The organism is Streptomyces sp. OR43, assembly GCF_008042275.1.
Taxonomy (GTDB): domain Bacteria; phylum Actinomycetota; class Actinomycetes; order Streptomycetales; family Streptomycetaceae; genus Streptomyces.
In genome coordinates this window covers 3073038-3099944 of sequence record NZ_RDBK01000043.1, presented here as the reverse complement: position 1 = coordinate 3099944, position 26907 = coordinate 3073038, and the positions used below count along the sequence as shown (strand labels likewise).

Sequence of the window (26907 nt, the reverse complement as noted above, 5' to 3'; positions counted from 1 at the left end):
CGGCTCTCTGTCGTTGTCCACTACTGATCGCGAGTGAGTGGCGAGTGGGTTTTCATGACCGCCGCACGCCTACTGGCCGATCCCCTCACCCCACCCCATGGACTTCTCGATCCTGGTGCGAACGGCCTGGCCTCCTGCGGCACCCACCAGTAGCTGGTGGAGCCGAGGACTCCCCCAGGCTCGTTGGCGAAGAGCCGACCGTCCTCGGCCGTGCCGAGCTGGAACAGGTCACCGGGCCCCGACCACCCTCTGGTCACCGCCGGACGACTCATCGTTCTACCGGAGCTGCTACCCGCTACCAGCTGAGCGAAGGGGAGAAATCCTCGTCTGCGTTGTCAGACATCTCTGTTAGCTTCATGCGCTCGTGTGATCCACGAGGCTCAAACACTTACAGGGGGGGACATTGACCAGGTTCGGAAGAACGGTCAGATACAGACGGATGGTGGTGGGGAGTTGCGCGGCAGCGCTGCTCGCCACGTCTGCCGGTACGGCGAATGCGGTGGACAACCTGCCGCCGAAGCAGCCGCTGATCCAGGACCTCCAGACGGAGGGCAAAGCCTGCGGCACCGGCGACGACACGCCATACGTCCCGGAGTCACCCAGGCTCAGCGCCCTGCTGTACGACCCGGAGGAGGACAACCAGCCCTCCGAATCCAGCCCGGTCAAGGGCGAGTTCGAAACCTGGTGGACGGACGCAGCAGGAGTTGAGCAGCGTCGTACCTACACCACCATCACCTTGTCGTCGGGGGTGCGCTTCAACTGGACGATGCCGGACGACATCCCGGCGAACACGGTCGTGTCCTGGCACGTCCGCGCGAACGACGGCGAGGCGACCTCCGCATGGAGCGATGAGGGCGACGGCTCGGTCTGCTCGTTCGTGTACGACGACGTGAATCCTGAGAAGGCGACGATCAGCTCCCCCGAATACCCCAACCCCGAGGACGTGTTCTGGGTGGACGGGGTGGGCGTCTACGGCCACTTCACCATGGACTCGCCCTCGGACGACGTGGTGGCGTACGCGTACGGCTTCCTGGGCGGCCCATACGGGACCGTCTCCGCCGAGCGGCCGGGCGCAGCTGTGACCGTTCCGTACCTGCCGCTCACTGCAGGTCCCCAGCGGCTGACGGTCCGCGCACTCGACCGGGCGGGCCGAAGCAGCGGTAGTTCGTCGTACGACTTCAACGTGCAGAACGGGCGTGCCCCTGTCGCTCGCTGGAAGCTGGACGACCCGGCAGGCTCCCGCACGGCCCATGCCGAGACGGGCAGCGTCGCCCGTGCCGGCACCGGCGTGACCTTCGGCGGCCCGGCGCCTGCGGGCACAGGAACCACCGCCACGGTCGGCCTCGACGGCAGCGGCCACGGCTTCCTCACCACGGACGCCCCGGCCACCGACATCCGCACGTCCTTCGCCATCAGCGCCTGGGCGCGGCCCGCCGAAACCGGCCGGACCATGACCGTCGCCAGCCAGGACGCGGACGGGAAGCCCGGCTTCGGCCTCGGGATGCGCAGCCAGGACCCCGGCCCTGTCTGGTCGTTCGCGATCGGGGGCGCACGGGTGTCCGGTGGTACGCCCGAGACGGGCGAGTGGGCCCATCTGCTGGGGTTGTACGACGCGGAGACAGGTCGCGCGCAGTTGTACGTCAACGGCCAGGAGGTCGGCACCGCGGCGGAGGCGACTCCCGCGGAGGCGGCCGGCGCGTTCCAGATCGGACGAGCCCGTGGGACTACCGGCTACCGCGACCGGTGGCACGGTGACATCGGCGACGTACGGGTCCACGACCGGGTCGTGGTACCGGGCGAGGTATCCGAACTGGCACTGCGCAAGCCGAAGCTGCTCGGTCACTGGTCGATGGACGACGCGACAGACGGCGCGAGCCCCGAACAGTCGGACGGCGTGCCGCTGCGGCTCGGCACGGGAGCTTCGATCTACCGGGGCTCCGACAACTCCTGCATCCCGGAGATCGACCCCGACTGCACCTACGTGCCGCCGCCGCTCGTCGGCGACGGGCATATGCGCCTGGACGGCGAGACCGGGTACGCCGCTGCCGACGGACCGGTCGTGGACACCGGCGACAGCTTCACCCTCGGCGTCGTCGTGCGCCTCGCGGACTCCGCGCCGGCCCACCCGATGACCGTGCTCTCGCAGGCCGGCGAGCACACCAACGCGTTCAAGGTGCGCTACGAGCCGTCCACGCACACCTGGCAACTCGTGATGCCGGAGAAGGACGAGGCCGGATCTCCCGAGAAGGTGGTGTCCCGGATCGCGGGCGCGGACGGCGGCGAGGGCCAGGGCCATCGTCTCGCCGTGATCTACGACGACGGGACCGACACGATCAAGCTCTACCTCGACGGCTACACCAACGCTGAAGCGACCGCGCCCCTCCCCAACGGCTGGCACAGCACCGGTGACCTCCAGATCGGCCGGACCAAAGCCGGTGACGGATGGGGCGAGTACCTCCATGGCGATGTGGACGAAGTGCAGGCCTACTCCGGTGCGCTGCGGGACAGGGACGTATCCAGCCTGGGCTGGGGTACGAATCCCTGCCTGTGCTGATCCGTCCGTTCTGATCCGTCCGTTCTGAATCCAGAGGTCGGAGCCCCGGCTGTCCGACAGCTTGCGCGCGGAAACGACGATGGACCCGGACAGTGTGTCCGGGTCCATCGTCGTTGCAGCTCAGCCGTTGTCGTCGTGTGTCACAGATCGCGAGTGAGTCGGTCCGGTTCTTTGTCGTCGTCCCACACGGCGATCCCGGGCGGGCGTGCAGGGTCAGACCGATAGCACCGGTACGTCGTACTGCGGGATCCAGCGGTTCCGGGTGACCAGGGTGATTCCTTCCGCCTGCGCCTGCGCCTGCGCGATCAGGAGCCGGTCGAAGGGGTCCGTGTGCACCATCGGCAGCCGGCCTGCCCGAACCCCGTGGGCGGCCGCGAGGGGCAGGCTCCTGAAGTCCAGATCCCTTACCTGCTCGACCAGGTCTCCGGGGCCTTCGAAGGTGCCGAGGAACTGCTTGACGGTGATCTCCCAGGGCGACACCGCGCTGACGTACATGGCCGGTTCCGTTTCGAGGAGTTCCTTGACCGAGGCGGACAGTTGAGGCGCGTCCGCGATCCACCACATCACCACGGTCGTATCGAGCAGAAGCCGCATCAGCGCATCCCCAGAGCGTCGGCCACCGAGGCGTGCGCGTAGTCGAAGGCGGCGGGGATACGGATACGGCCCCGGAGCGAGCCCAGGCCCGGCCGCCGCACCTGCGGCCGTGGCGGCGCCGGCGTTCTCGGCGTCGGCGTTCTCGGCGCCGGCGTTCTCGGCGCCGGCGTTCTCGGCGCCGGCGTTCTCGGCGCCGGCGTTCTCGGCGCCGGCGTTCTCGGCGCCGGCCGGGCGGCGTCGCCGATCACGACGGGGCGCCCGTCGAGCACCTGCGTCAGCGTGCCCGTGAAGCGGGGCGCACGGTCGGGCGCCACGCGCCGGAGCAGCCTCTTCCAGAACGTCTTCACGGTGAGCCCGCCCGGCCGGCCGGAGCCAGTGCCCGTGCTGACCACCGCCCAGGCAGCAGAGGCGCTCGACTGCACCAAAGGCAAGATCAGCCGCATTGAGAACGGCCGCGTCGCGGTACGACTTCCTGACCTGACCGCGATGTTGCATGCGTTCGAGGTGTCCGACCAGGAGCTCTGCGATCGCCTCGGCGCACTGGCCCGCAAGGCCAACCGCAGGCGCCGGGAGGGGTGGTGGAACCAGTACGGGTCTGTCCTCGCCGATACCTACCGGGACTACATCGCGCTGGAAGCGATGGCAGGCTCGATCCGCACCTTCCAGGCACAGCTCGTCCCCGGACTGCTACAGACCCCCGAGTACATCCGGGCTGTGACCGTGGCTTCCCGACAGTGGGAGACGGCGGATGAGATCGACAAGTTCGTCCAGGTACGGCTGGCCCGTCAGGAACGTCTGGCGGGCGAACAACCCTTGCACGTCTGGGCGGTACTCTCCGAGGCTGTCCTTCTCCAGCAGGTCGGGGGCGCAGAGGTCATGAAGGCTCAGCTGGAGCACTTGTTGGCCAGCTCCGAGAACCCCAACGTGACGGTCCAGGTACTGCCGTTCTCCCGTGGAGCCCATGCGAGTATGTTCGGCCCTTACGTAGTGCTGGGTTTTCCCGAAGAGGGGGCTCTCGACGTGGTGCTGGCCGACAACCCGTCGGGCTCCATGTGGTTGGAGCGGGAAGAGGACGTCTCCCGTTACCAGGATCTGTTCGACGCCGCGCGCACGTCCGCGCTCTCTCCGACAGAGTCCCGCGCTGTCATCCACCGCCGGGCCAAGGAGCACACGACATGAAGAGCGCACACCCCAACACGCCGGACCTCTCAGGCGCGCGGTGGCGCACCAGCACGTACAGCGGTGGCAACAACGAGTGCGTCGAAGTCGCCGACAACATCCCCCACCTCACCCCCGTCCGCGACAGCAAGCGCCCCGCCGGCCCCGTGATCGCCTTCGGGTCCGACGCCTGGCGCGCGTTCGTCGCCGAGCTCGGCTGAGCCGGCCGGGGGCAGCCCGGTAGCGCACTGCCCCCGCCGGGGTCACCCCACCCGCAGCCCCGGTGCCGGGTAGCCGTCCATCAGGGCCTTCACCTCGGCGCGGACCTTCGTGACGGCGGACTCGTCGCCGGTGCGGGCGGCATCGACCACGCGGTCGATCCAGGCGGCGACGGTGGCCATCTCCGACGCGGGGATGGACCGTGACGTCAGGGCCGGGGTACCGATGCGGATGCCCGAGGGGTCGAAGGGCTTCCGGGTGTCGTACGGGACGGTGTTGTAGTTGACGACGATGCCGGCGCGGTCCAGGGCCTTGGCCGCCGTCTTGCCGGGGACGTCCTTGTTCGTGAGGTCGATCAGGAGGAGGTGGTTGTCCGTGCCTCCCGAGACCAGATCGAAGCCGCGGGCCGCCAGTTCCTCGCCCAGGGCGCGGGCGTTGGTCACCACGTCGTGGGCGTAGGTGCGGAAGTCCGGTGCGGCGGCTTCGCGGAGCGCCACGCCGATGGCCGCCGTCGTCTGGTTGTGCGGGCCGCCCTGGAGGCCGGGGAAGACGGCGCGGTCGAGGGCGCGGGCGTACTCGGCCCGGCTCAGCAGCATCGCGCCGCGCGGGCCGCGCAGCGTCTTGTGGGTGGTGGTGGAGACCACGTCCACGTGTGGGGCCGGCGAGGGGTGCGCGCCGCCGGCGATCAGGCCCGCGATGTGGGCGATGTCCGCGACCAGGACCGCGCCGACCTCGCGGGCGATCTCGGCGAAGCCGGCGAAGTCGATCGCGCGGGGGACGGCCGTGCCGCCGCAGAAGATCAGCTTGGGGCGCTCGGCGAGGGCCAGGTCGCGGACCTCGTCCAGGTCGACGCGGCCGGTGTCGCGCCGTACCCCGTACTGGACGCCGTTGAACCAGGTGCCGGTGGCGGAGACGCCCCAGCCGTGGGTCAGGTGGCCGCCCATCGGGAGTGACATGCCGAGCACGGTGTCGCCGGGCTTGAGGAAGGCCAGGTAGACGGCGAGGTTGGCCGGTGAGCCCGAGTACGGCTGGACGTTGGCGTGGTCCATGCCGAAGAGCGCCTTGGCCCGGTCGACGGCGAGGGTCTCGACCTGGTCGATGATCTGCTGGCCCTCGTAGTACCGCTTGCCGGGGTAACCCTCGGAGTACTTGTTCTGGAGGACCGTGCCGGACGCTTCGAGCACGGCCGCGGAGACGTAGTTCTCGCTGGGGATCAGACGGAGGGTGTCGGCCTGGAGCTGTTCCTCGGCGGCCACCAGCGCGGCGAGTTCCGGATCGGCTGCCGCCAGAGCGCGGTGGCGGTGGTTCGAGGGTGCGGATGCGGATGCGGTCACTGTCACGGGGTCCTCCCGGGTCGGCCGCGTTGCCGCGGCGTTGACCCGGATGCCCAGGCGGACGGCTCTCCGGAGATGACGCCCCGGGCGGGCCCGGGGTGTGCCGCTCCCTCGTGGTCGATTCCACTGAGCACCCCGGCAGGGGCGCGCGCCAGTCGCAGCGATTCGTACCCTACTGGGCGGCGGGGTCATGGGCCCGGAATTCCGTCAGGACGGGGAGGCGGCCGGCGCGGCGGGCGCCCGGAATCATCCGGATCTATCGGGAGTCACCCGTCGACAAGGTCCGATCCTCGGCCAATCGGCGCGAACTCCCCCGCGTTGAGCAGCCTTTGGCCCATTCTTGGTCATTGCATGCCCCCTACATGAGGCGTTCCTCGCCAGAGTGGCGCATTACATGTGCACAACATTCGGCACATGCGCCACACGCGAGACCCACATCGCAGGGGGTTGTTTTGAGAATCAGCCGCACCCGACGACGCGCCGCGCTGAGCATGGCGGCGACGCTGCCACTGCTCGCCGGTGCGCTCGCCTTCGGGATAACCGACGCCAGCGCGGATGCCGCGCCGGGCGGCCGGGACGCGCTGCAGGGCACCAAGCCGGCCTGGGCCACCGCCTCGGCCGATCAGGGGGCCACGGCCGACAGCGGAAAGGTCGCCGTCCGGATCCACCTCGCCGGACGGGACGCGAAGGGGCTGGCCGCCTACGCGGCCGCCGTCTCGGACCCGCAGTCACCCTCGTACGGGAAGTACCTGAGCGCCGCACAGGCGCAGGCGCGGTTCGGGGCCACCCGGGACCAGATCGACCGGGTCAGCCAGTGGCTGGAGGCCAGTGGGCTGACCGTCACCGGTGCCAACCAGCACTACGTTTCGGCCACCGGCGAAGTGGGGCAGGCCGAGAAGGCGTTCGGCACCCAGCTGCGGAACTACCGCAAGGGCAGCCGCACTTACCGCGCGCCCGCCGCCACGGCCTCCGTGCCCGCCGCGCTGAGCGACGCCGTGCTGGCCGTCTCGGGTCTGGACAACGCGCCGCACCGGTCGAGTCACGACGAGGTACTGCCACCGCCGGACGCGGTGTTCCGCAACTCCGGGCCGTTCTCCTCGTACTTCGGGTCGAAGACCGCCTCCACCCTGCCGAGCGCGTACGGCGCCAAGGTGCCGTACGCCGTCAAGGGGTACACCGGCAAGCAGCTGCGTGCCGCGTACGGGGCCGGGAGCTACACCGGCAAGGGCGTCACCGTCGCGATCACGGACGCGTACGCCTCGCCCACCATCGCCAAGGACGCCGCGGAGTACGCGAAGCGCAACGGCGACGCGCCCTACCGGCGCGGGCAGCTCAGCCAGGTACTGCCGGACGACTACACGAAGACCGAGGAGTGCGGGGCCTCCGGCTGGTACGGCGAGGAGACCCTCGACGTCGAAGCCGTGCACGCCGTCGCGCCCGCCGCGGACATCGTGTACGTGGGCGGCGCGTCCTGCTACGACAACGACCTGCTGGACTCGCTGAACAAGGTCGTCGACCACCGGCTCGCCGACATCGTCTCCAACTCCTGGGGCGACATCGAGGCCAACCAGACCCCCGACCTGGCGCTCGCCTACGACCAGGTGTTCAAAATGGGCGCGGTCGAGGGTATCGGCTTCTACTTCTCCTCGGGCGACGACGGCGACAACGTCGCGTCGACCGGCACCAAGCAGATCGACGTCCCGTCCAACTCCGCCTGGGTGACCTCGGTCGGCGGTACGTCGCTGGCGGTCGGCAAGCACGACACGTACCAGTGGGAGACCGGCTGGGGCACGCTGAACGCTCCGCTGGCGGCGGACGGCAGGAGCTGGACGGGCTTCCCCGGGGCGTACACCTCGGGCGCGGGCGGCGGCACCAGTTCCACGGTGAAGCAGCCGTTCTACCAGCGCGGCATCGTGCCGGACTCGCTGGCGAAGGCGAACGGGACGACCCGGATGCGGACCGCCCCCGACATCGCTGCCGTCGCGGACCCGAACACCGGCTTCCTGGTGGGCCAGACGCAGACGCTGCCGGACGGATCGCTGGGCTACGACGAGTACCGCATCGGCGGTACGTCGCTGGCGGCGCCGGTCATCGCCGGTGTCCAGGCCCTGGCGCAGCAGGCGCAGCACGGGCGCCCGATCGGTTTCGCCAACCCGGCGATCTACTCCCGCTACGACTCGAAGGCGTACCACGACGTGACGGACCACCCGCTGGGTGCGGGGCGTGACCTGGCGGTCGCCCGGGTGGACTTCGTCAACGGGGCAGACGCGGCGGACGGCCTGCGGACCTCGGTGCGCAGCCTCGGCAAGGACGCCTCGCTGTCGGCGGTGCGGGGGTACGACGACGTGACGGGTGTCGGCACGCCGGCCTCCGGCTATGTGAGCTCGTACCGCAGGCGCTGAAGCGGCGGTACGGGACGGGATGTGCGCGCCGCCGGCCGTCGCGGGGATACAGCCCCGTGACGGCCGGCTTCGTCATGCCAGGCCCGTTCGCGGGGCCGGCTCCGTCACGCGGAAGCCCGTGCAGGGCAAGCCGACTTCGTCACGCGGAAGCCCGTGCACGGCAGGCCCACTTCGTCGCGCGGAAGCCCGTTCACGGGGCCGGCAGCCTCGTCATGCGGAAGCCCGTTTGCGGGAGGCCGTCTTCGTGCCGCTCTGCTTCTTGGCCGCCGTCTTCTTGGTCGTCGTGCTCTTGGACGTGGTGCTCTTGGTCGCGCCCGCCTTGGACGCGGTCTTCTTCGCGCCGGACCGGCTGCCGGACGCGGCCTTCTTCGCCGCCGGTTTGCCCGAACTCGCGGTGGACTTCTTCGCTCCCGAGGACTTGGGCGAGGAGGCCGTCTTCCGGGTCCCGCCGCCGGACGACGAGGTACGCGACACCGACTTGCCCGTGGGCGTCCTGTGCGTGGTGGAGGCGGAGGGCTTGCGGTCCGAGAGCGAGGTGACGGACGCCTTCTCCTCGTCCGCCCCGTCCTTCTCGTCCCCGTCCTTCTCGTCCCCGTCCTCGCCGCGCGCCTCCTTCGCCGCCCGGACACTGCTCTCCAGGGCCGCGAGGAGGTCGATGACCTTGCCGCCACCGGCGCCGCCGGTCTCGGGCGGCTCCAGGGTCTCGCCGGATGCCTTGGCCGCGATGAGCTCCTCGACCGCCTCGCGGTAGTCGTCGTGCAGCGAGTCCATGTCGACCTCGCCGAGCGTGTCCATCAGCGCGTCCGCCAGATCGAGCTCGGCGTCGCGGACCGACACGTCGCTCTCCGGAGCGACCCCCTCGGGCGCGCGGATCTCGTCCGGCCAGAGCAGTCCGTGCATCGCGATCACGTCGTCGACCACCCGCAGCATCCCCAGGCGCTCCCGCCCGCGCAGCGCGTACTTGGCGAGGGCCACCTTCTGGCTCCGCTTGAGCGCCTCGCGCAGCAGGGTGTAGGGCTTGGCGGCCGGCACCCCGTTGGCGGACAGGTAGTACGCCGCGTCCATCTGGAGCGGGTCGATGGAGTCGGCGGGCACGAAGGCGACGATCTCGATGGTCTTGGCGGTGGGCAGCGGGAGCGAACCGAGATCCTCGTCGGTGATCGGGATCATCGTGCCGTCCGCGTCCTCGTACGCCTTGCCGATGTCGGACGCGGTCACCTCCTCGCCGTCCAGCTCGCACACCTTGCGGTAGCGGATGCGGCCGCCGTCGGCGGCGTGGATCTGGCGGAAGGAGATCGAGTGGTTCTCGGTGGCGTTGACCAGCTTGATCGGGATGCTGACCAGTCCGAAGGAGATGGCGCCGTTCCAGATGGACCTCACCGGTCACCCCTTACGTGCGTGATATCCGTACAGATCCGTATTTCGTGTGATTCTTATCGTATGACGCCGATCACCGTGGTGGAGGGGCGGCGGGTGCCGCTCAGCAACCTGGACAAGGTGCTGTACCCGGCCACCGGCACCACCAAGGGCGAGGTGCTGCACTACTACGCGGCCACCGCGGCCGAGGTCCTGCTGCCTCACCTGCGGGACCGGCCCCTGTCCTTCCTGCGCTATCCGGACGGGCCGGACGGGCAGCTGTTCTTCACCAAGAACCCGCCGGCCGGTACGCCGTCCTGGGTACACACCGCCCCGGTGCCGCACCACGAGAAGGAGCAGGCCCGGCAGGTTGTCGTCCAGGACCTCGCCTCGCTGATGTGGGCGGCCAATCTGGTGGTGGAGTTCCACACCCCGCAGTGGCGGGCCGAGGCGCCGGGGGTGGCGGACCGGATGGTGTTCGATCTGGACCCGGGAGCGCCCGCGACGGTCGTGGAGTGCTGCACCGTCGCCCTCTGGCTGCGGGAGCGGCTGGCTGCGGACGGGCTGGAGGCGTACGGGAAGACGTCCGGGTCCAAGGGGCTGCATCTGCTCGTCCCGCTGGAGCCCACCCCCTCCGAGCGGGTGTCGGCGTACGCGAAGGCGCTCGCCGTCGAGGCGGAGAAGAAGCTTCCGGATCTGGTGGTGCACCGGATGAGGCGGGCGCTGCGGCCGGGCAAGGTGTTCGTCGACTTCAGCCAGAACGCGGCGGCGAAGACGACCGCCACCCCGTACACCCTGCGGGCGCGGGCCGAGCCGGCCGTCTCCGCGCCGGTCACCTGGGCGGAGATCGAGGCGTGCCGCAGGCCCGGGGCGCTGGTCTTCCTGGCCGGTGCCATGGCGGAGCGGCTGGCCCGGTACGGCGATCTGCTCGCACCGCTCACCGAGCCGGACCGGGGGCGGCCGATTCCGGACACCCTGTAGGGGTCCGGTGGCCGGGACATACCGCATCGGTGCAGGTGTTGTCATGTTCAAGAGCAAAAGGCGGCATGGGGCGGGTGGATTGTCCGAGCGGTGGTGCACACTCTGCGCAAGACACTGCTTCGTGGGAAACCGTGGGGAGGCGATGGCGTGTTCGCGGGGATCGACGAGGTCGACTGGGCCTCGATGGAGCATGCCTACGGGCCTGCCGACGACGTGCCGGCCCTGCTCCGCGGCCTGGCGTCCGCCGACCCGTCGGAGCGCGAGGCCGCGCTGGACGGCATGTACGGGGCGGTCCACCACCAGGGCGACGTCTACGCCTGCACGCTCGCCTGCATCCCGTTTCTCTTCGAGCTGGTCGTCGATCCGCTGGTCCCGGACCGCGGGGGCATCGTCGAGCTGCTGACCAGCATCGGCGGCATCGACATCGACGAGGAGGACATCGGCGAGGCCGAGGCCGAGGACGACGCGGAGGGCGCGGCGAACTACGCGATGGCGGCGGCGGCCGTCAGCGCGGGCGCCGGGGTCTTCTTCGCCCTGATGGCCGACGAGGATCCGGGGGTGCGGGTCTCCGCCCCGCTGGCGCTGGCCACGCTGCACGGCAGTCCGGCCCGGGTCCTGGCCCTGCTGTGCGAGCGGCTGCCGATCGAACCGGACGACGAGGTGCGGCTCGCCCTGGTCGAGGCCGCGGGCCGGGTCGCGCTGCGCCATGGACCGCTGGCCGGCCGGATCGCCGACTGGCTGAGCCGGCTGGCCGCCGAGGCGAACCCGCCGGGGCTGCGGCTGGCGGCCCTGGCCCAGCTGGCGCGATGCGCGCCCGATGCGCTGCCGGGCGATGTGGTGCGGGTGGTGGCGGGTCTGCTGCGGCAGATGCGCTCGGCCCCCGGGGCGGCGGAGGTCTCCGAGGCGGGGTCCCGGGTCCTCGGGGCACCGGCGGAGCCCGGCTGCGCCGAGGCCGCGCCGATGACCCTGGTCGGGCAGTTGCGGGCGCCGACGGCCGAGGACGGGGCAGGTCGCGCGGCGCCCTGGACGGCCGCTCTGCTGCGCACGCTGCACGTCGGTCTCGACGACCGGGTCGCCGAGCGGACGGCGCTGCTGACCGATCAGCTGTGCAGCCCCGACCCGGGGCAGCGCATCGACGCGGTCCGGATGAGCAGCGGACTGATCAGGGCCTGGCGCGGTTCCTACGGGGAGCTCGTGCGGCTCGTGGGCGATCAGCTGGTCTCGGACGAGCCGAAACTGGCCGAGGCCGCCTCGCACGTCCTGGAGGAGCTCTTCGGCCTGGCCGCACCCGCGGGCGACGCGCTGGCGGCCCGCGTGGCTGCCGATCCGGGTGCCTGGGTGAGGGAGTGGGCGAGCGGGCCGCCGGGGCTCGGCAGCGCGGTGAAGGCCCTGGCCCGGCTGGGCGACGCGCGCGCGGTACCGGCGCTGGCGGCGGCGCTGGAGCGGCCCGAGGTGCCGCACGACGTGGGGTTCGCCATCGGGTATCTGGGGCCGGCGGCCGCGCCGCTGGCCGGTGTGCTGCGGCGCCGGCTGGGCGAGGTCGGGCTGGACGAGGAGGCGTACGACCGGGCGAGCCCGCTGCTGGCCGGGCTGACCGCGCTCCGGGCGGGCGAGGCGGCGCCCGAGGTGCTGCGGATCCTGCGCGGGGCGCCGGAGTACCGGGGCGAGTGGCTGCGTACGGCGGCGCTGCGGGCGCTCGGCTCGTTCGGGCCCGCGGCGCAGTGCGCGGTCCCGGAGCTGCGGGCGCTGATCCGGCGCGCCGGGACGGCGGGGGCCACGGAGGCGGCCGAGGCGCTCTGGGCCGTCGACGGGGACGCGGGGGCGGCGCTGCCGGTCCTGATCGAGGGGCTTCAGGCGGATCACGCGGGCGAGCGGCGGGCGGCGGCGAGCGCGCTGGGCCGGCTCGGCGCGCACGCGGCGGTGACCGCGCCGCGGCTGCGGGCGCTGCTGCGGCACGAGGAGCTGTGGCTGCGGGTGGACGCGGCGATCGCTCTGTGGGAGGTTTCCGGCCGGGCCGAGGAGTCCGTTCCGGTACTCCTCGCGGCCTGGGAGCAGAACCGTCATGTCCGGGTTCGGGTGGCCGAATGCCTGGCGCGGGCGGGGGCCGCTGGTGCAGGGTCGGAGGCGGCGCACGTGCTGCGCGCCGAACTCGCCTCCGTACGCCGTCACAACGCGATGGACGGCGGGTACGGCAGCCATGACACGTACGAGGACGAAAAGCTGCTGGCGCTCTGCCGCCGGGCGCTCCTGGGGAATTCGGGGAAGGAACCCACGACATGATCATCTTCGGTACGCGAGGCTATCTCTACCAACTGGCGATCCTGACGCTGGTCTGCGGCTGGTGCGGGAACCCGGCGGCGCACACGCTGCGCAAGCGGGTGACGAAGTTCACGCTGTTCTTCGTGCCGCTGTTCCCCTTCTCGACGAAGTACGCGACTCAGTGCACGTTCTGCGGCGGGGAGCAGCAGATCCCCAAGGAGCAGGCCGATCAGCTGCTGGCCCAGCACGTGGCCGCGCAGGGCGGTAACCCCTTCGGCCAGTCTCCGCAGCAGCCGGGTCACGCTCCGGGCTCGCACGGCCAGACGCAGGGCCAGAACCCCTATCAGCAGTAAATACGCATAGAGGACTTCCTTCCGAATAAGGTCTACGGAGCCGGGACCGTGCGCGATCACGCGTGACCCGGTCCGGCCGTCCGAACGGGAGGAAGACATGCGTCCGCAGCATCGGACGGGGCGAGGCACGGCTGCCGCCGTCGCGGTGCTCACGGGCGCCGTCCTGCTGGCCGGCTGCGGCACCGGCGGCGAGCTGAAGAGCGCCGGACGGCCTCCGGCGGCCATCGGCCCCGCCCGCCTCTGGCCGGAACTGCCGCCCGCCTCCGCCGCACCGTACGACTACGGCGAGGGCGAGACCGCCCATATCCCCGGGATCACCGTCCCGGGCGGCGACGTGCGCCGGCTGGACCCGGTGGCGGTGGTGCGGGCGGGGCTGAACGCCCGGCCTGACCGCTCCAGCGGCACGGACGCGCTCCCGGACGCGGCCGTACGGCGGATCAACGCCTGCCCGACCGCGCCCGCCTCCTGCCCGGTGCTGAAGCCGTACTACCGCGATCTGACGGGCGACGGCCGGGACGAGATGATCCTCGGCATCCAGCTGGCCGCCCGGCAGCTCTCCGTACGCGTCTACATGCCGGAGCCGAGCGGGCTCACCCGGATCATGTCGACCTCGGACGCCGTGATCAGCGTGGAGCTGGCGGGCCGGACCCTGGTCATGCGGGCTCCTTCCGCCATCACCGGGTACGAGTACCGCACGGCCTGGTCCTGGGACGACCAGCAGCGCGCCATGCTGCCGACCCAGGAGGAGATCCTGCGGACGGCCCCGCGCACCGGTCCGGACCGGCGCCGCACCCCGAGCGCCCGGCTGTCCACCCCGCCGACCGCCGACGCGACCCCGGCCCCCGGCACGGCCGCACCCACTCCGGCGCCCTCGCCGGCCGTGACCGCGGAGCGCCGGTGAGAGGCCGGCGGACGGGCGCGAGCCGGGTCCGCCGTCCCGGGCGGCGGCCGCGGCTGCCCGCCTGGACCGCGACGCTGACCTGGAAGTCCGCCGTCTTCATCACTGTGATGTGCTGCGTCCTCGCCGCCCTGCTGGGCGTGCTGGTGCACACCGCGGTCACCCGGCAGACGGTCGGCCACGCCCGGGAGAAGGCGCTCGCCCGGCTGGAGACCGCCACCGCCGCCTACGAGAGGGGCGGGGCGCTGCCGCCGCGTTCCGGGCTCGACCCGCCGGGGCTGCCCGCGTCGTTGCGCGCCCTGGCGGTCAAGGATGGGAAACGGGGCACCATGGTCGCCGACCATCTCGGCCGCCCCACGATGTGGGCGGCCGCCCCGGCGGACGGGCACGCCCTGGCGACGCAGGTCGACTACAGCCAGAGCGCCCGCACGATCAACGGCCTGGACGGTGCCATCATCGGCTCCTCGTTGTTGGCGATCGGCGCCACCCTGCTCGTCGGCGCGTTCTCCGTCACCCGGGTCACCCGGCGGTTGCACCAGACCGCGCAGGTGGCCCGGCGGATCGGCGCGGGCGATCTGGACGCCCGGGTCAACGACCCGCGCACGGCCGACCCCTCGCGCCGGCCGGACGAGGTCGCGATCGTCGCCGGGGCGCTGGACACCATGGCCTCGACGCTCCAGCGCAAGCTCGTGGCCGAGCAGCGCTTCACCGCCGATGTCGCCCACGAGCTGCGCACCCCGCTGACCGGTCTGTCGGCCGCCGCCGAGCTGCTGCCGCCGGGCCGCCCTTCGGAGCTGGTGCGGGACCGGGTCCGGGCGCTGCGCGCGCTGACGGAGGACCTGCTGGAGATCTCCCGGCTCGACGCCCGTACCGAACACGTCGACCTCGATGTGCACGAACTGGCGCCGCTCGCCGAGCGGGTGGCGCGCGGCTCGGGCGGCGGCACCGAGGTCAGGGTCGTCGGGGACGGACCGCCGGTGCGGGTCGAGACGGACCGGCGGCGCCTGGAGCGGGTGCTCGGCAATCTGATCGGCAACGCGCACCGGCACGGCCGCCCGCCGGTGGTGCTGACGGTCGACGGGCCGGTGGTGACCGTACGCGACCACGGCGCGGGCTTCCCGGACTATCTGATCGCGGGCGGCCCACAGCGCTTCCGCACGGAGGGCGACACCAAGGGCCACGGCCTGGGTCTGACCATCGCCGTCGGGCAGGCGGAGGTGATGGGCGCCGAGCTGGTCCTGGAGAACGCGCCGGACGGTGGAGCGCTGGCCCGGCTGACGCTGCCGGAGTACGTAGGCCTGGACGACGGCGACGAGGCCCCGCCGCGCTCCTCCGCCGGCACCTGACGGCCGGACGGCACCAGGCCCCCGCGCCTGACGGCGGAACGGCACCCGGCCCCCGCGCCTTCCGTCCCGACCCCCCGCACTTTCCGTAAGGACCCCACAGACCTTCCGTAAGGACATAAGGGAAATAACACCCACCTCTTGCTACGTTGCGTGGCATGACCGCAACGACGGCGGACGCACCCCCGCCCGAGCTGCGCCTGCCCAAGCGGCGCGGCGTAGAACTCTCGCTCCTCATCGGGGCCGTCCTCATCTCCGTCTACGGCTACGCCGCCGTCGGTCTGGCCCACGACGACGCGGTCCCGCCCGACGTCGCCGGATACGGCGGCGGACTCGGGCTGCTCGCCCTCCTCGCCCATCTCGCCGTCCGCTTCCGCGCCCCGTACGCCGACCCGCTGCTGCTGCCCATCGCCGTGCTGCTCAACGGCATGGGCCTGGTGCTGATCTACCGGCTCGACCTGGAGACCCCGAAGGACCAGGCGGCGCCCACCCAGCTGATCTGGTCCACGCTCGGCGTCGCGTTCTTCATCGCGGTGGTGGTGTTCCTGCGCGACCACCGGGTCCTCCAGCGCTACGCGTACCTCTCGGTCGCCGCCGCCCTCGTCCTGATGATCGTGCCGATCTTCTTCCCCGCGGTGAACGGCGCCAGGATCTGGATCAGGGTCGGCGGATTCTCCTTCCAGCCGGGCGAGTTCGCCAAGATCCTGCTCGCCGTGTTCTTCGCCGCCTACCTCGCGGCGAACCACAACGCCCTCGCGTACACCGGCCGCAGGATCTGGAAGCTCCAGCTCCCGACCGGCCGGGTGCTCGGTCCGATCGTGGCGATCTGGCTGATCAGCGTCGGCGTCCTGGTCCTGGAACGCGATCTGGGCACCTCGCTGCTGTTCTTCGGCCTCTTCGTGATCCTGCTGTACGTGGCGACCGGCCGGACCGGGTGGATCGCGGTCGGGCTGCTGCTGGCCGCCGTCGGCGCGTTCGCCGTCGGCTCCTTCGAACCGCATGTGCACAGCCGGGTGCAGGACTGGCTCGACCCGTTCGCCTCCATCGACGCCGGCCGGGGCCCCGGGCAGCTCGCCCAGTCGCTGTTCGCCTTCGCCGCGGGCGGGATGCTCGGCACCGGTCTCGGACTCGGCCACTCCATCCTCATCGGCTTCGCCGCCAAGTCCGACTTCATCCTGGCGACGGCCGGCGAGGAGCTCGGCCTGACCGGGCTGACCGCGCTCTTCATGCTGTACGCGCTGCTGGTGGCGCGCGGCTACCGGGCCGGGCTCGCCCTGCGCGACGCGTTCGGGCGGCTGCTGGCGATCGGACTCGCCTCGATCCTGGCACTCCAGGTGTTCGTGATCGCGGGCGGCGTGATGGGGCTGATCCCGCTGACCGGTATGGCGATGCCGTTCCTCGCGCAGGGCGGCTCGTCGGTCGTCACCAACTGGATCATCGTGGCGCTGCTGATCCGGGTCAGCGACGTGGCCCGCAGACCGCACCCCGACGAGGTGGAGACCGGCGTCGTCGCACCGGTCCCGGAGAACGAACGGTGATCCCGCATCCGCCGACCGCCCTGGGGGCCCGGACATGATCCGCTACATCCGCCGCGCCGCCGCGTTCTGTCTGCTGCTGCTCGTGGCACTCCTGGTGAACGCCGCCCGCGTCCAGGTCTTCGAGGCCGACACCCTCGACGACAACCCCGCCAACCGCCGTACCAGCATCGACCGTTACGACCGGCCGCGCGGCAACATCCTGGTCGACGGCCGGTCCGTCACCGGCTCGAAGGACACCGGCGAGCAGCTCGCGTACGAACGCACCTACCGCGACGGCCCGCTGTACGCGCCGGTGACGGGGTACGCCTCGCAGACGTACGGCACCACGCTGATCGAGAACGCCGAGGACGAGGTCCTCTCCGGCACCGACCCCATGCTCGCGCCGCTCCCGTTCTGGAACGAGATCACCCGCGACCGGCAGCCGGGCGGCGATGTCGTCACCACGATCAAGGACTCGATGCAGCGCGCCGCCTACGAGGGACTCGGCGGCCGGCGGGGCGCGGTCGCGGCCGTCGAGCCGACGACCGGCAAGATCCTGGCCCTGGTATCGACGCCGTCGTACGACCCCGGGCGGCTCTCCGGCACCGGTTCGTCCGTCACCGACGCCTGGCGCGAGCTCAACGCGTCCACGAGCCGGCCGATGCTCAACCGGGCGATCCGGCAGACGTATCCGCCGGGCTCCACGTTCAAGATCGTGACGGCCGCCGCGGCACTGGACGCGGAGGTCGTCACGGATCCGGACGCCGAGACCGACACCCCCTCCCCCTACGTCCTGCCGGGCACCTCGACCACGCTGCCCAACGAGGCCCGGGGCTGCGAGAGGGCGTCGCTGGCCGAGGCGATCCGGGTCTCCTGCAACACCGTGATGGCGCACCTCGGGGTGGAGGTCGGGCTGGACGGCATGGTGGAGGCGGTCGGGAAGTTCGGCTTCAACGACTCCGGGCTGAAGATCCCCTCCGGGGTGGCGAAGAGCAACTTCGACACGGACATGAGCGACGACCAGCTGGCACTGTCCTCGATCGGCCAGTTCAACACGACGGCCACTCCGCTCCAGATGGCGATGGTGGCCTCGGCCGTGGCCAACGGCGGCGACCTCATGTATCCGCACCTGGTGGACCGTACGACCACGCACAGCGGCTCCACCGTCCGCACCACCGGATCGCGTGCGTACCACCGGGCGATGAACCCGATGACGGCGATGCGGCTGCGGCAGATGATGATCGACGTGGTGCGGGACGGCACCGGCACCAACGCGGCGATCGACGGCGCGACGGTCGGAGGCAAGACCGGCACCGCCCAGCACGGCATCGACAACTCCGGCCTGCCCTACGCCTGGTTCATCTCCTGGGCCCAGGCGGCGGACTCCGGACGGCCGGCGGTCGCCGTCGCCGTGGTCGTCGAGGACGCCTCCGCCGACCGGGCCGACATCAGCGGCGGCGGCAGCGCCGCGCCGATCGCCCGTTCCGTGATGGAAGCGGCCCTGGAAGACTGAGCCGATGACGGCTTTCCGGGAGGTCTCCGAGACGCTGGCCGCGATCGAGCGGGAGGACCCGCGGCTCTGCGCGTTCCTCGACGTGTGGCGCGACGAGGCGCTCGCCCGGCTGCCGGAGGCGGCCCGGCTGCCCCTGGCCGGGCTGCCGTTCGCGGTGAAGGGCCCGGCCGGCATCCGTTCGTACGCCGCGCGGCGGCTGATCGCGGCGGGCGGCGTCCCGGTCGGCTCGACGTCCGTACCGGGCCCCGGCACGTACTGGAAGACCTGGGGTCTCGGCGCCCACGGGCGCACCGTCAACCCGTGGCGGCCGGACCGGACCCCGGGCGGCTCGTCGGCGGGCTCGGCGGTCGCGGTCGCGGCGGGGCTGGTGCCCCTGGCGACCGGCAGCGACGGGGCGGGATCGGTGCGCATCCCGGCCGCGTGGTGCGGGGTGTTCGGGCTGAAAACGACCAACGGACTGCTGCCGTCGCCCGACCGGTCCGGCCTCGCCTCCGCCGGGGTCCTGACCCGGACGGCCGCGGAGGCGCGGACGTATCTGGCGCACGTCCTGGACGGCTACGAACCGGCCGCCGCGGAACTGCCCCTGACCGCCGCTCACAGCACCGGCCTGGGGTTCGCGGACGTCGACCCGGAGGTGGCGGCGGTGGTGCGGGACGCGGTACGGCGGCTGGTCGCCGCGGGTGTGGTGCGGCTCGCGGACGGCGGCTGCGCGCTGCTGGACCCGGGGGCGACGTGGCAGGCCGTACGGGACGGGCGGGCGGAGCCGCGCCCCGACGCGATCCGGCGCGAGAACGACCGCAGACTGGACGCCTTCTTCGCCGCCACGCCGCTGCTGCTCACGCCCGTCACCCCCAACCGCCCGCACGGCCACGACGGTCCGGGCGCGCTCTACTCCACCTCGCTGACCTGGGCGTTCAACCTGAGCGGACATCCGGCGGCGAGCGTGCCCGCCGGATTCACCCCGGACGGCTGCCCGGTCGGGCTCCACCTGGTGGCGCGGCGCGGCGCGGACGCCCAGCTACTCGCCATGGCCTGCGCGGTGGAGGAGGCGCTGGGTCCCGTTCGGCTGTGAGGGCCGCCGGGACCGGGGCCCGGTCAGCCGGCTTCGGCCGCGGCTATCGGCTTGCGCGACTCGGCCCTGACCCTGGCGGTGTCCAGGGCGGCCTTGTCGAGGTCGACCTCCTGCGGGTCCTGGAGCGCGGTCTCGGCGGTGATGACGGCGACGAAGGACGCGGTGTTGTCGTCGCCCCAGGCACACATCGGGAGGGTGCTGGTGACGCCGCCCTCCTTCGACCGGACGACCTGGCAGGACACCGTGATCCCGTATCCCGCGGGGGTGAACTCCCGGGCGGGTACGGCGATGGTCATGCCCTCGTTCTGCACCGCCCCCTCCAGGATCTTGTCCCGGGTGAACTCGGGTCCCTTGATCCGGCCCCACATCCCGGAGATGACCAGGGTGCCGCCGCTCCCGGAGGTGTACTGGGTGACGACGGCCTTCGCGTCGCGGATGGTCGGGTCGTAGGTGCCCTCGATGTCCTTCCCGTCGGTCGACGAGGAGTCCTTGAGCAGCGTGTACTCGTCGTCCAGCAGCTTCTTCGGCACGGTCAGCCGGTACTCGGCCTCCGGGAAGTCCCCGGCCGACGGGATACCGCCGGCCTTGTCCACCTCGTCCACCAGGCGCGAGACGCCGAAGGCGATGCCACCGGCCACCACCAGGGCGCCGAGGACGATGCCGACGACGAGTCCGGTCCTGTTCCGCCGGGGCGGCGGCATCCCGGGCCAGCCGGGCGCACCGGAGGCCGGGGCGCCCCACGGCTGGGGCGCCTGCGGATAGCCGTGGGGCTGCTGGGGGTACCCGTTGGGCTGTTGCGGATACCCGCCCAGCTGCTGCTGCCCCGGTGCCGGCTGCTGGCCGTAAGGATGATTCTGCAGGGGCTGCTGCGGGGGGCCGTAGGGGCCCTGCGGCGCTCCGTACGGGCCCTGCGGGGGCTGGGGCGGCGGCATGCTCATGGCGCCAAAGTTACGCCATACGGGAACACCCTTTCGTGCGCCGGAGCTTGCGGCCCCGCGTCAGCTCAGCGGTTCGCGGCGGCGCAGCCACGCGTCCGAGGCGGGGGCCATCGTCCCGCCGCCGGCCCGGCGCCGTACACCGGATTTCGGCCGTGTTCGGGTCAGGGGGGCGCCATGTGATCCTGGGGCCATGAACGATCGACGTGGCCTTGCCGTCGTACGGCCTCCGGCAGGCTCACTCGCCACCGTGCTCGGGCTGTCGGCGCTGCTGGCCGACTACCACCTGCAGACGGAGGCGGAGAAGGGCCGGCCCGTCGAGGACGCGGCCGCGCTGCCCGCCGCGTACCGCGCGGAGGTGGAGGATCCGGACGGCGCGTTCGACGGTGCCGCCGTGCTCGTCGCGCGCGACGGGGACACCGCGGCGGGCTGTGTCGTGGTCACCGCGCCCGTGGACGGCCGGGCGGAGATCAAGCGGCTGTGGACGGCGCCGGAGTTCCGTGGCCGGGGCGTCGCCTCCGCGCTCCTCGACGCCGCGCTCGCGCACGCCGCGCGCAGCGGGGTCCGCACCGTGCGGCTGTCGGTGTGGCGATGGCGCACGGGAGCGGTCTCCCTCTACGAGCGGCTCGGCTTCTCCCTCACCGCGTCGTGGGACGAGCGCGAGGGCCTGGTCTGCACGGAACGGGCAGTGGAGGAACCAAACCCCTGTACAGAGCCGGCCCGTTCGTAGATCGTGAATGCCGTGACAGAGACGAACGGCACGACCGACTGGCCCGGCAGCATCAGCGCTCTCACCCTGTTCACCGAGGACCTGGAGGAGACCAAGCGGTTCTACCGGGAGGTCTTCGGGCTGCCGGTGACCTACGAGGACGACAACTCCGCCGTGTTCACCTTCGGTAACACGCTCATCAATCTGCTGCGGAGCACCGCCGCGCACGGGCTGATCGAACCGGCGGACGTCGCCGGCCCGGCCGGCGGTGCCCGGATGCAGCTCACGCTGACCGTGGACGACGTGGACGCCGTGTGCAAGGTGCTGGCCGACCGCGGTGTGACGCTGCTGAACGGGCCGGTGGACCGGCCCTGGGGTATCCGGACCGCCAGCTTCCGCGACCCGGGCGGGCACATCTGGGAGATCGCGCGGTGACCGCGGCCGAAGCCGCCCGGGAGGCCGCGGCCATCGCCCCCGGCACCGAGATCCGTGCCCTCATGTCCTCTCTGGACGGCCGGCGCCGCCATGTCCTCGGCATCCTCGAAGGACTCGACGCCGAGGCGCTCCGGCAGCCCGTACTGCCGTCCGGGTGGAGCTGTCTGGGGCTCGTCCAGCATCTGGCGCTCGATGTCGAACGGTTCTGGTTCCGTGCCGTGTTCACGGGTGACCGGGCCGTGATCGCCGCCCTGGACGACATCGACGACGCCTGGCAGGTGGACCCCGGGAGCAGCGCCGCCGAGATCCTCGGCCGCTACCGCGACGAAGCGGCCCTCGCGGACGCCGTGATCGCCTCGGCCGAGGCCGACGCGCCCTTGGCCTGGTGGCCCCACGACCAGTTCGGCGCACCGCATCTGCACACGCTGCGGGACGTCCTGCTGCACGTCATCACCGAGACCGCGTGCCACGCCGGCCATCTCGACGCGGCATGCGAACTCCTCGACGGACGGCAGTGGCTGGTGCTGACGTAGAGCCTCGGCCCCCGGCGCGGCCCTGCCGGCTCCCCCCTTGGCCCTGCCCTACTGGCCGTCCCCGCCCTCCGCGATGGCCGCCGCGACCTCCGCCACCCGCTCCTGCTCCTCCGCCTCGAAGCGTTCCCGGTCCAGTTGCTCGGCGATCTCCTCGTCCTGGGCCATCAGCAGGTCCAGGTTCGAGTCGCCGAGGTCGAAGACGCCCATGTCGACGTACGCCTTCTGCAGGCGCTCGCCCCACAGACCGATGTCCTTGACGCACGGGACGATGCGGCTGAACAGCAGCTTGCGGAAGAGCTGGAGGAACTCCGAGTGCTCGGAGAGGTCCTTCGCCTCCTGCTTGGCGATGCCGAAGTTCTCCAGCACCTCGACCCCGCTGAGCCGGTCGCGCATCAGGTAGCAGCCCTCGATGACGAACTCCTCGCGTTCGCGCAGTTCGGCATCGCTCAGCTGCTTGTAGTAGTCGCGCAGCGCCATCCGGCCGAAGGCGACATGGCGGGCCTCGTCCTGCATCACGTACGCGAGGATCTGCTTGGGCAGCGGCTGGGTCGTGGTGTCGCGGATCATGCCGAACGCGGCCAGGGCCAGGCCCTCGATGAGGACCTGCATACCGAGGTAGGGCATGTCCCAGCGCGAGTCGCGCAGGGTGTCGCCGAGCAGCCCCTGGAGGTTGTCGTTGATCGGGTACAGCATCCCGACCTTCTCGTGCAGGAACCGGCCGTAGATCTCCGCGTGCCGGGCCTCGTCCATGGTCTGGGTCGCGGAGTAGAACTTCGCGTCCAGGTCGGGGACGGACTCCACGATGCGGGCGGCGCAGACCATGGCGCCCTGCTCGCCGTGGAGGAACTGGCTGAACTGCCAGGAGGTGTAGTGCCTGCGCAGATCACCCCGGTCCTTCTCGGTCATCTTCGCCCAGTGCGGGGTGCCGTACAGGGTGAGGGCGTCGTCGGGGGTGCCGAGAGGGTCGGCGGGGTCGACCTCGATGCTCCAGTCGATGCGCTTGTTGCCGTCCCACTGCTTGTCCTTGCCCTTCTGGTACAGGGCGAGAAGGCGCTCACGGCCGTCGTCGTAGTCCCAGCTGAACCGGGCGGCACCCGAGGCGGGCACCGTCCACAGCGGCTGCTCGGGGGCGGTGGTGTAGAGGTCGTGTGTCGACACGGACGGCTCCTTCGCCTCTCGGGGCCCGGGTAAGTCACCTGGCGTGTGGCTCAGTTGGCAGGTTCACACGTTGGTAGACGCCCGGTCAACAAGTCGTGCACAAGGGATTGACGGCCTTGCTGACAAGTAGTCTCATAATGGGTGACCGTCGGTAACCCATGGGAGAGGCCCGTCCAGCCATGACGACCGTGACCGCACGCGATGTGCAGATGCTCCGCGACGCACTCGGCCCCCTCCGTGACCGCGAGCAGATCGCCGAACGGCTCCTGGAGGCCTCGGCCAAGCACTCCTTCGACCCGGACAAGGAGCTGGACTGGGACGCGCCGGCCGAGGACGGCAAGTGGTTCTGGCCTCCGGAGCTGATCTCCCTCTACGACACCCCGATGTGGAAGCGGATGTCGCAGGAGCAGCGGCAGGAACTGGCCCGGCACGAGGCCGCCTCGCTCGCCTCGCTCGGCATCTGGTTCGAGATCATCCTCATGCAGCTGCTGGTCCGCCACATCTACGACAAGCCGGTGGTCAGCAACCACGTCCGCTACGCACTCACCGAGATCGCCGACGAGTGCCGGCACTCGATGATGTTCGGCCGGATGATCACCTGGGGCGGCTCGCCCTGCTACCCGGTGCCGCGCCGCTACCACAATCTGGCCCGCGTCCTGAAGACCGTCTCCACGACGCCCGGTTCGTTCGCTGCGACGCTGCTCGGCGAGGAGATCCTCGACTGGATGCAGCGCCTGACCTTCCCCGACGAGCGCGTCCAGACCCTGGTGCGCGGGGTCACCCGCATCCATGTGGTCGAGGAGGCCCGGCACGTCCGGTACGCCCGCGAGGAGCTGCGCCGCCAGATGGTGACCGCCCCGCGCTGGGAGCGCGAACTCACCCGGGTGAGCTGCGGGGAGGCGGCCCGCGTCTTCTCCGTCTGCTTCGTCAACCCGCAGGTGTACGAGAACGTCGGCCTGGACCGCCAGGAGGCCGTGGCCCAGGTGAAGGCCAGCGGCCACCGGGCCGAGGTCATGCAGTCCGGCGCCAAACGGCTGACGGACTTCTTCGACGACATCGGGGTCCTGAGCGGGGTGGGGCGCAGGCTGTGGAAGCGCTCGGGCCTGCTGGCCTGACGGTGCCTGTCGTTAGGCTGGCGGGTATGACCCCTGCCGCAGCCGCGCCGCCGACCCGTGCGTACCGAAGGCTCAGCGTCGAGGAGCGCCGCACCCAGCTCCTCGGTGCGGCACTCACCCTCTTCGCGCACCGGGCCCCCGACGAGGTCTCGCTCGACGAGGTCGCGACGGTGGCCGGGGTGTCGCGCCCGCTGGTCTACCGCTACTTCCCCGGCGGGCGTCAGCAGTTGTACGAGGCGGCGCTCAGGTCCGCCGCGGAGGCGCTGATCCTGTGCTTCGCCGAACCGGCCGTGGGCCCGCCCACGGAACGGGTGACGCGCGTGCTCGACCGCTACCTCGCCTTCGTCGACGAGCACGACACCGGCTTCAGCGCCCTGCTGCGCGGCGGCAGCGTCGCCGAGACGTCCCGTACGAGCACGATCGTCGACGAGGTGCGGCGGGCGGCGGCCGAGCAGATCCTGCTGCACCTGGGCCGCGGCACCGGCAGCGAACCCGCGCCGCGGCTGCGGATGATGGTGCGCACCTGGATCGCCGCCGTCGAGGCGGCGTCGCTGATCTGGCTGGACGAGGGCAAGCAGCCGGCCGCGTCCGAGCTGCGCGACTGGCTGGTCGACCAGTTCATCGGGCTCCTCGCCGTCACCGCGGCCACCGACCCGGAGACCGCGTCCGCGGTGGCCGAGCTGCTGCCGCTGGAGACCGCGGCGGGCCCGGCCGGCCGGCTGGCGGACCGGCTGGCACCGCTGATCGGCGCGGCGGCGCATCTGCTGCCGCCGGACTGATCGGTCAGACTGGGGCGGTGAGAAGCGAGAACGTCCCCTTCACCGGCGGCCCGCTGGACGGGCGGGTCCTGCCCGTCCTGGTCGGCGCGACCGGTCACCCGCCCAAGTGGTACGAGGTCCCGGTCCCGGCCGCCGACGGCGGACCGGCAACCGTGCACGCGTACCTGCGGGCCCCCGCCGGATACACCAGACGGCTGCGGATCCAGCGCGGCTGGGTGTACGAGTACGCCCCGGCCGGCCGGGAACGCCACCGGCCCAAGTGGCCCTGGTCGAAGTCGGGGTAGGACGTCCGGGGCGGAATGGGGCGTTGCCGGTCGGTCTAAGATCGACGCTCTGGTCCGAGGGACGGTCACAAGGGGGGTGCGCCATGGAGGCGCTGCGTCAGGACGATCCACGCCGCTTCGGTCCGTACACGGCGCTGACGCGGTTCCGTGAGACCGCCGCCGCGGTCCAGTACCTCGCGCACGGCACGGATCCGGACGGCCTCGTCGTCGTCACGGCGGCCCGGCCGGAGCTGGCCGCACTGCCCGCGTTCCGGCGGCGGTTCCACGCGGAGGCCCGGACCGCCGACCGGCTGGCCGGCGGCTGGGTGGAGCCGCGGCCGGCCACGTCCGCCGACGGCTCCGAGGACGAGGACCTGCTGTGGACGGCCTCGGCGTACGTGCCGGCGCTGACCCTCGCCGAGGCCGTCGACCTGGCCGGTCCGCTGCCCGAGCGTGCGGTACGGATACTGGGCGCGGGCATCGCCGAAACGCTCTCCCGCGTCCACGCGACGGGGGCCGTGCTCCAGGGGCTGTCCCCCAGGACCGTGCTGCTGGCCGCGGACGGGCCGCGGCTCACCGCGTTCGGGCCGCTGGGCGCGGCGGCCGACGCCGAGGCCCGGCCGGGCGGCCAGCTCTCCGTACGGCTCGGCTATCTGACCCCGGAGCAGGTCGCGGGCCAGGAGGCGGGACCGGCCTCCGACCTCTTCGTGCTGGGCCTGCTCCTCGCGTACGCGGCGACGGGCAGCACCCCGCTGGCGGACGGCCCGGCCGAAGAGGCCGCGGAACGGATCGCGAACACCGAGCCCCGGCTGGACGCCGTACCGGACGCGTTGCGGAGGCTGGTCGCCCGTTGTCTGGCGAAGGACCCGGCCGACCGTCCCACCGCGGGCACGGTGGCGGCGGAGCTGGCACTGGAAGGTGCGGCCGGACTGGCGAAGGGCGGCTGGCTGCCGGGGCTGCTCGCGGCCGCCGTGGCCGAGCAGAGGGCCCGGGCACGGAAGGCGGCGGTCGCGGCGTCCGCCGACGAGGCCGAGGCGGACGCCCCGGCCCGGCCCGCGGTGCCTGTGGCGGACGTCCCCGACGACGTACAGGACGCCGTCCCCGCCGCCTCCGAGGACGCTGCGCAGGCCCCGGCGTCCCCGACCGCGTCCCTCACGCCCCACCGCGACACCAGGACCGCGCAGTTGGGCGTCATCGACCACCAGGCCCCCCGGCCGGACAGGGCGACGACCCAGCTCTCGATGCCGCGTGAGCGGCCCGCGCTGCCCGCGCCGCCACCGTGCCCGCGGTGGGACGGTCGGCCGGGTCCTTCGCCAGACAACGGGCGACCAGCCTCCGCAACGCGTCCGGTACGGCGTCCAGCCGGGGCTCGGTGTTCGCGATCCGTTCCGCGGCCTCTTCGGCCGGGCCGTCCGCCAGCGGGGTGC

24 protein-coding genes are annotated in these 26907 nt (G+C 72.0%); 19 read left to right on the top strand and 5 right to left on the bottom strand.

The window, feature by feature from the left end; translation table 11 throughout:
* Positions 1-439 precede the first annotated feature (439 nt).
* The gene (locus tag EAO72_RS33025) at positions 440-2554 is read left to right on the top strand and encodes a LamG domain-containing protein (RefSeq protein ID WP_187285301.1); all 2115 of its coding nucleotides are present in this window, start codon (positions 440-442) and stop codon (positions 2552-2554) included.
* Positions 2555-2767: 213 nt separating this feature from the next.
* Here the strand turns inward: EAO72_RS33025 and EAO72_RS33020 are convergent, their stop codons facing one another.
* Positions 2768-3148, bottom strand: a complete 381-nt coding sequence (locus EAO72_RS33020; protein ID WP_148020722.1) for a type II toxin-antitoxin system VapC family toxin — start codon at positions 3146-3148, stop codon at positions 2768-2770.
* A 384-nt stretch (positions 3149-3532) separates the two neighbouring features.
* On the opposite strand from EAO72_RS33020, the gene EAO72_RS33010 reads away from it, so the two are divergent.
* Together EAO72_RS33010 and EAO72_RS33005 are read left to right on the top strand one after the other, a co-directional pair.
* Entirely contained in the window at positions 3533-4327 is a 795-nt protein-coding gene (locus EAO72_RS33010; protein ID WP_148022182.1) for a helix-turn-helix domain-containing protein, read from the top strand.
* Positions 4324-4527, top strand: a complete 204-nt coding sequence (locus tag EAO72_RS33005; RefSeq protein ID WP_148020721.1) for a DUF397 domain-containing protein — start codon at positions 4324-4326, stop codon at positions 4525-4527. The genes EAO72_RS33010 and EAO72_RS33005 overlap by 4 nt, the downstream gene beginning before the upstream one ends.
* Positions 4528-4569: 42 nt before the next feature.
* Here the strand turns inward: EAO72_RS33005 and EAO72_RS33000 are convergent, their stop codons facing one another.
* Complete coding sequence (locus EAO72_RS33000) at positions 4570-5865, bottom strand: serine hydroxymethyltransferase (protein ID WP_261991706.1); 1296 nt, start codon at positions 5863-5865, stop codon at positions 4570-4572.
* 485 nt (positions 5866-6350) lie between these two features.
* On the opposite strand from EAO72_RS33000, the gene EAO72_RS32995 reads away from it, so the two are divergent.
* A complete protein-coding gene (locus EAO72_RS32995) occupies positions 6351-8261 on the top strand; it encodes a S53 family peptidase (RefSeq protein ID WP_187285411.1) in 1911 nt (636 codons plus the stop codon).
* Positions 8262-8471: 210 nt separating this feature from the next.
* Here EAO72_RS32995 and ku read toward each other — a convergent pair whose 3' ends face one another.
* The gene (ku, locus tag EAO72_RS32990; RefSeq protein WP_148020719.1) at positions 8472-9641 is read right to left on the bottom strand and encodes a non-homologous end joining protein Ku; all 1170 of its coding nucleotides are present in this window, start codon (positions 9639-9641) and stop codon (positions 8472-8474) included.
* A gap of 60 nt (positions 9642-9701) precedes the next feature.
* Between ku and ligD the strand changes: the two genes are divergently transcribed.
* The 8 genes from ligD to EAO72_RS32950 all read left to right on the top strand — a co-directional run bounded on the left by ligD (position 9702) and on the right by EAO72_RS32950 (position 19553).
* Positions 9702-10598 carry a non-homologous end-joining DNA ligase gene (gene ligD, locus EAO72_RS32985; protein WP_148020718.1) on the top strand — a complete coding sequence of 299 codons (897 nt, stop codon included), beginning with the start codon at positions 9702-9704 and terminating at the stop codon, positions 10596-10598.
* 147 nt (positions 10599-10745) lie between these two features.
* Positions 10746-12878, top strand: a complete 2133-nt coding sequence (locus EAO72_RS32980) for a HEAT repeat domain-containing protein (RefSeq protein WP_148020717.1) — start codon at positions 10746-10748, stop codon at positions 12876-12878.
* Positions 12875-13210: a zinc ribbon domain-containing protein gene (locus tag EAO72_RS32975; RefSeq protein ID WP_148020716.1), complete on the top strand. Its 336-nt coding sequence runs from the start codon at positions 12875-12877 to the stop codon at positions 13208-13210. Before EAO72_RS32980 ends, EAO72_RS32975 begins: the two co-directional genes overlap by 4 nt.
* Positions 13211-13307: 97 nt before the next feature.
* Positions 13308-14111 (top strand): hypothetical protein, encoded by an 804-nt coding sequence (locus EAO72_RS32970; RefSeq protein WP_148020715.1) that lies wholly within the window; start codon positions 13308-13310, stop codon positions 14109-14111.
* Positions 14108-15454, top strand: a complete 1347-nt coding sequence (locus EAO72_RS32965) for a sensor histidine kinase (RefSeq protein ID WP_148020714.1) — start codon at positions 14108-14110, stop codon at positions 15452-15454. The genes EAO72_RS32970 and EAO72_RS32965 overlap by 4 nt, the downstream gene beginning before the upstream one ends.
* Positions 15455-15609: 155 nt before the next feature.
* Complete coding sequence (locus tag EAO72_RS32960) at positions 15610-16989, top strand: FtsW/RodA/SpoVE family cell cycle protein (protein WP_148020713.1); 1380 nt, start codon at positions 15610-15612, stop codon at positions 16987-16989.
* A 34-nt stretch (positions 16990-17023) separates the two neighbouring features.
* Positions 17024-18481 carry a peptidoglycan D,D-transpeptidase FtsI family protein gene (locus tag EAO72_RS32955; protein ID WP_148020712.1) on the top strand — a complete coding sequence of 486 codons (1458 nt, stop codon included), beginning with the start codon at positions 17024-17026 and terminating at the stop codon, positions 18479-18481.
* 4 nt (positions 18482-18485) lie between these two features.
* Positions 18486-19553 carry an amidase family protein gene (locus EAO72_RS32950; RefSeq protein ID WP_148020711.1) on the top strand — a complete coding sequence of 356 codons (1068 nt, stop codon included), beginning with the start codon at positions 18486-18488 and terminating at the stop codon, positions 19551-19553.
* Between the two features lie 23 nt (positions 19554-19576).
* Here the strand turns inward: EAO72_RS32950 and EAO72_RS32945 are convergent, their stop codons facing one another.
* Positions 19577-20485 carry a hypothetical protein gene (locus EAO72_RS32945; RefSeq protein WP_148022180.1) on the bottom strand — a complete coding sequence of 303 codons (909 nt, stop codon included), beginning with the start codon at positions 20483-20485 and terminating at the stop codon, positions 19577-19579.
* A 196-nt stretch (positions 20486-20681) separates the two neighbouring features.
* On the opposite strand from EAO72_RS32945, the gene EAO72_RS32940 reads away from it, so the two are divergent.
* From EAO72_RS32940 to EAO72_RS32930, 3 genes are all read left to right on the top strand, one after another.
* The gene (locus EAO72_RS32940; protein ID WP_148020710.1) at positions 20682-21218 is read left to right on the top strand and encodes a GNAT family N-acetyltransferase; all 537 of its coding nucleotides are present in this window, start codon (positions 20682-20684) and stop codon (positions 21216-21218) included.
* 12 nt (positions 21219-21230) lie between these two features.
* Positions 21231-21632 (top strand): VOC family protein, encoded by a 402-nt coding sequence (locus EAO72_RS32935; protein WP_187285300.1) that lies wholly within the window; start codon positions 21231-21233, stop codon positions 21630-21632.
* Positions 21633-21694: 62 nt separating this feature from the next.
* Positions 21695-22165: a DinB family protein gene (locus EAO72_RS32930; RefSeq protein WP_148022178.1), complete on the top strand. Its 471-nt coding sequence runs from the start codon at positions 21695-21697 to the stop codon at positions 22163-22165.
* Between the two features lie 48 nt (positions 22166-22213).
* Here EAO72_RS32930 and EAO72_RS32920 read toward each other — a convergent pair whose 3' ends face one another.
* The gene (locus EAO72_RS32920; protein ID WP_148020709.1) at positions 22214-23323 is read right to left on the bottom strand and encodes a ferritin-like domain-containing protein; all 1110 of its coding nucleotides are present in this window, start codon (positions 23321-23323) and stop codon (positions 22214-22216) included.
* A gap of 179 nt (positions 23324-23502) precedes the next feature.
* Here EAO72_RS32920 and EAO72_RS32915 point away from each other — a divergent pair, with 179 nt between their 5' ends.
* The 4 genes from EAO72_RS32915 to EAO72_RS32900 all read left to right on the top strand — a co-directional run.
* Positions 23503-24438, top strand: a complete 936-nt coding sequence (locus EAO72_RS32915; protein ID WP_148020708.1) for an AurF N-oxygenase family protein — start codon at positions 23503-23505, stop codon at positions 24436-24438.
* Positions 24439-24464: 26 nt separating this feature from the next.
* Positions 24465-25217: a TetR/AcrR family transcriptional regulator gene (locus EAO72_RS32910; protein WP_148020707.1), complete on the top strand. Its 753-nt coding sequence runs from the start codon at positions 24465-24467 to the stop codon at positions 25215-25217.
* Between the two features lie 17 nt (positions 25218-25234).
* Positions 25235-25501: a hypothetical protein gene (locus EAO72_RS32905; RefSeq protein ID WP_148020706.1), complete on the top strand. Its 267-nt coding sequence runs from the start codon at positions 25235-25237 to the stop codon at positions 25499-25501.
* Between the two features lie 83 nt (positions 25502-25584).
* On the top strand, positions 25585-26907 hold a 1323-nt coding region (locus tag EAO72_RS32900; protein ID WP_148022177.1), incomplete at its 3' end, for a protein kinase domain-containing protein.

What these genes read in the sequence shown, in the direction of transcription:
- EAO72_RS33025 (WP_187285301.1), top strand. Translation starts at nt 440, where the DNA reads ATGGTGGTGGGGAGTTGCGCGGCAGCGCTGCTCGCCACGTCTGCCGGT.
- EAO72_RS33020 (WP_148020722.1), bottom strand. Translation starts at nt 3,148, where the DNA reads ATGCGGCTTCTGCTCGATACGACCGTGGTGATGTGGTGGATCGCGGAC.
- EAO72_RS33005 (WP_148020721.1), top strand. Translation starts at nt 4,324, where the DNA reads ATGAAGAGCGCACACCCCAACACGCCGGACCTCTCAGGCGCGCGGTGG.
- EAO72_RS32995 (WP_187285411.1), top strand. Translation starts at nt 6,351, where the DNA reads ATGGCGGCGACGCTGCCACTGCTCGCCGGTGCGCTCGCCTTCGGGATA.
- ligD (WP_148020718.1), top strand. Translation starts at nt 9,702, where the DNA reads ATGACGCCGATCACCGTGGTGGAGGGGCGGCGGGTGCCGCTCAGCAAC.
- EAO72_RS32975 (WP_148020716.1), top strand. Translation starts at nt 12,875, where the DNA reads ATGATCATCTTCGGTACGCGAGGCTATCTCTACCAACTGGCGATCCTG.
- EAO72_RS32970 (WP_148020715.1), top strand. Translation starts at nt 13,308, where the DNA reads ATGCGTCCGCAGCATCGGACGGGGCGAGGCACGGCTGCCGCCGTCGCG.
- EAO72_RS32960 (WP_148020713.1), top strand. Translation starts at nt 15,610, where the DNA reads ATGACCGCAACGACGGCGGACGCACCCCCGCCCGAGCTGCGCCTGCCC.
- EAO72_RS32955 (WP_148020712.1), top strand. Translation starts at nt 17,024, where the DNA reads ATGATCCGCTACATCCGCCGCGCCGCCGCGTTCTGTCTGCTGCTGCTC.
- EAO72_RS32950 (WP_148020711.1), top strand. Translation starts at nt 18,486, where the DNA reads ATGACGGCTTTCCGGGAGGTCTCCGAGACGCTGGCCGCGATCGAGCGG.
- EAO72_RS32945 (WP_148022180.1), bottom strand. Translation starts at nt 20,485, where the DNA reads ATGCCGCCGCCCCAGCCCCCGCAGGGCCCGTACGGAGCGCCGCAGGGC.
- EAO72_RS32940 (WP_148020710.1), top strand. Translation starts at nt 20,682, where the DNA reads ATGAACGATCGACGTGGCCTTGCCGTCGTACGGCCTCCGGCAGGCTCA.
- EAO72_RS32930 (WP_148022178.1), top strand. Translation starts at nt 21,695, where the DNA reads ATGTCCTCTCTGGACGGCCGGCGCCGCCATGTCCTCGGCATCCTCGAA.
- EAO72_RS32915 (WP_148020708.1), top strand. Translation starts at nt 23,503, where the DNA reads ATGACGACCGTGACCGCACGCGATGTGCAGATGCTCCGCGACGCACTC.
- EAO72_RS32910 (WP_148020707.1), top strand. Translation starts at nt 24,465, where the DNA reads ATGACCCCTGCCGCAGCCGCGCCGCCGACCCGTGCGTACCGAAGGCTC.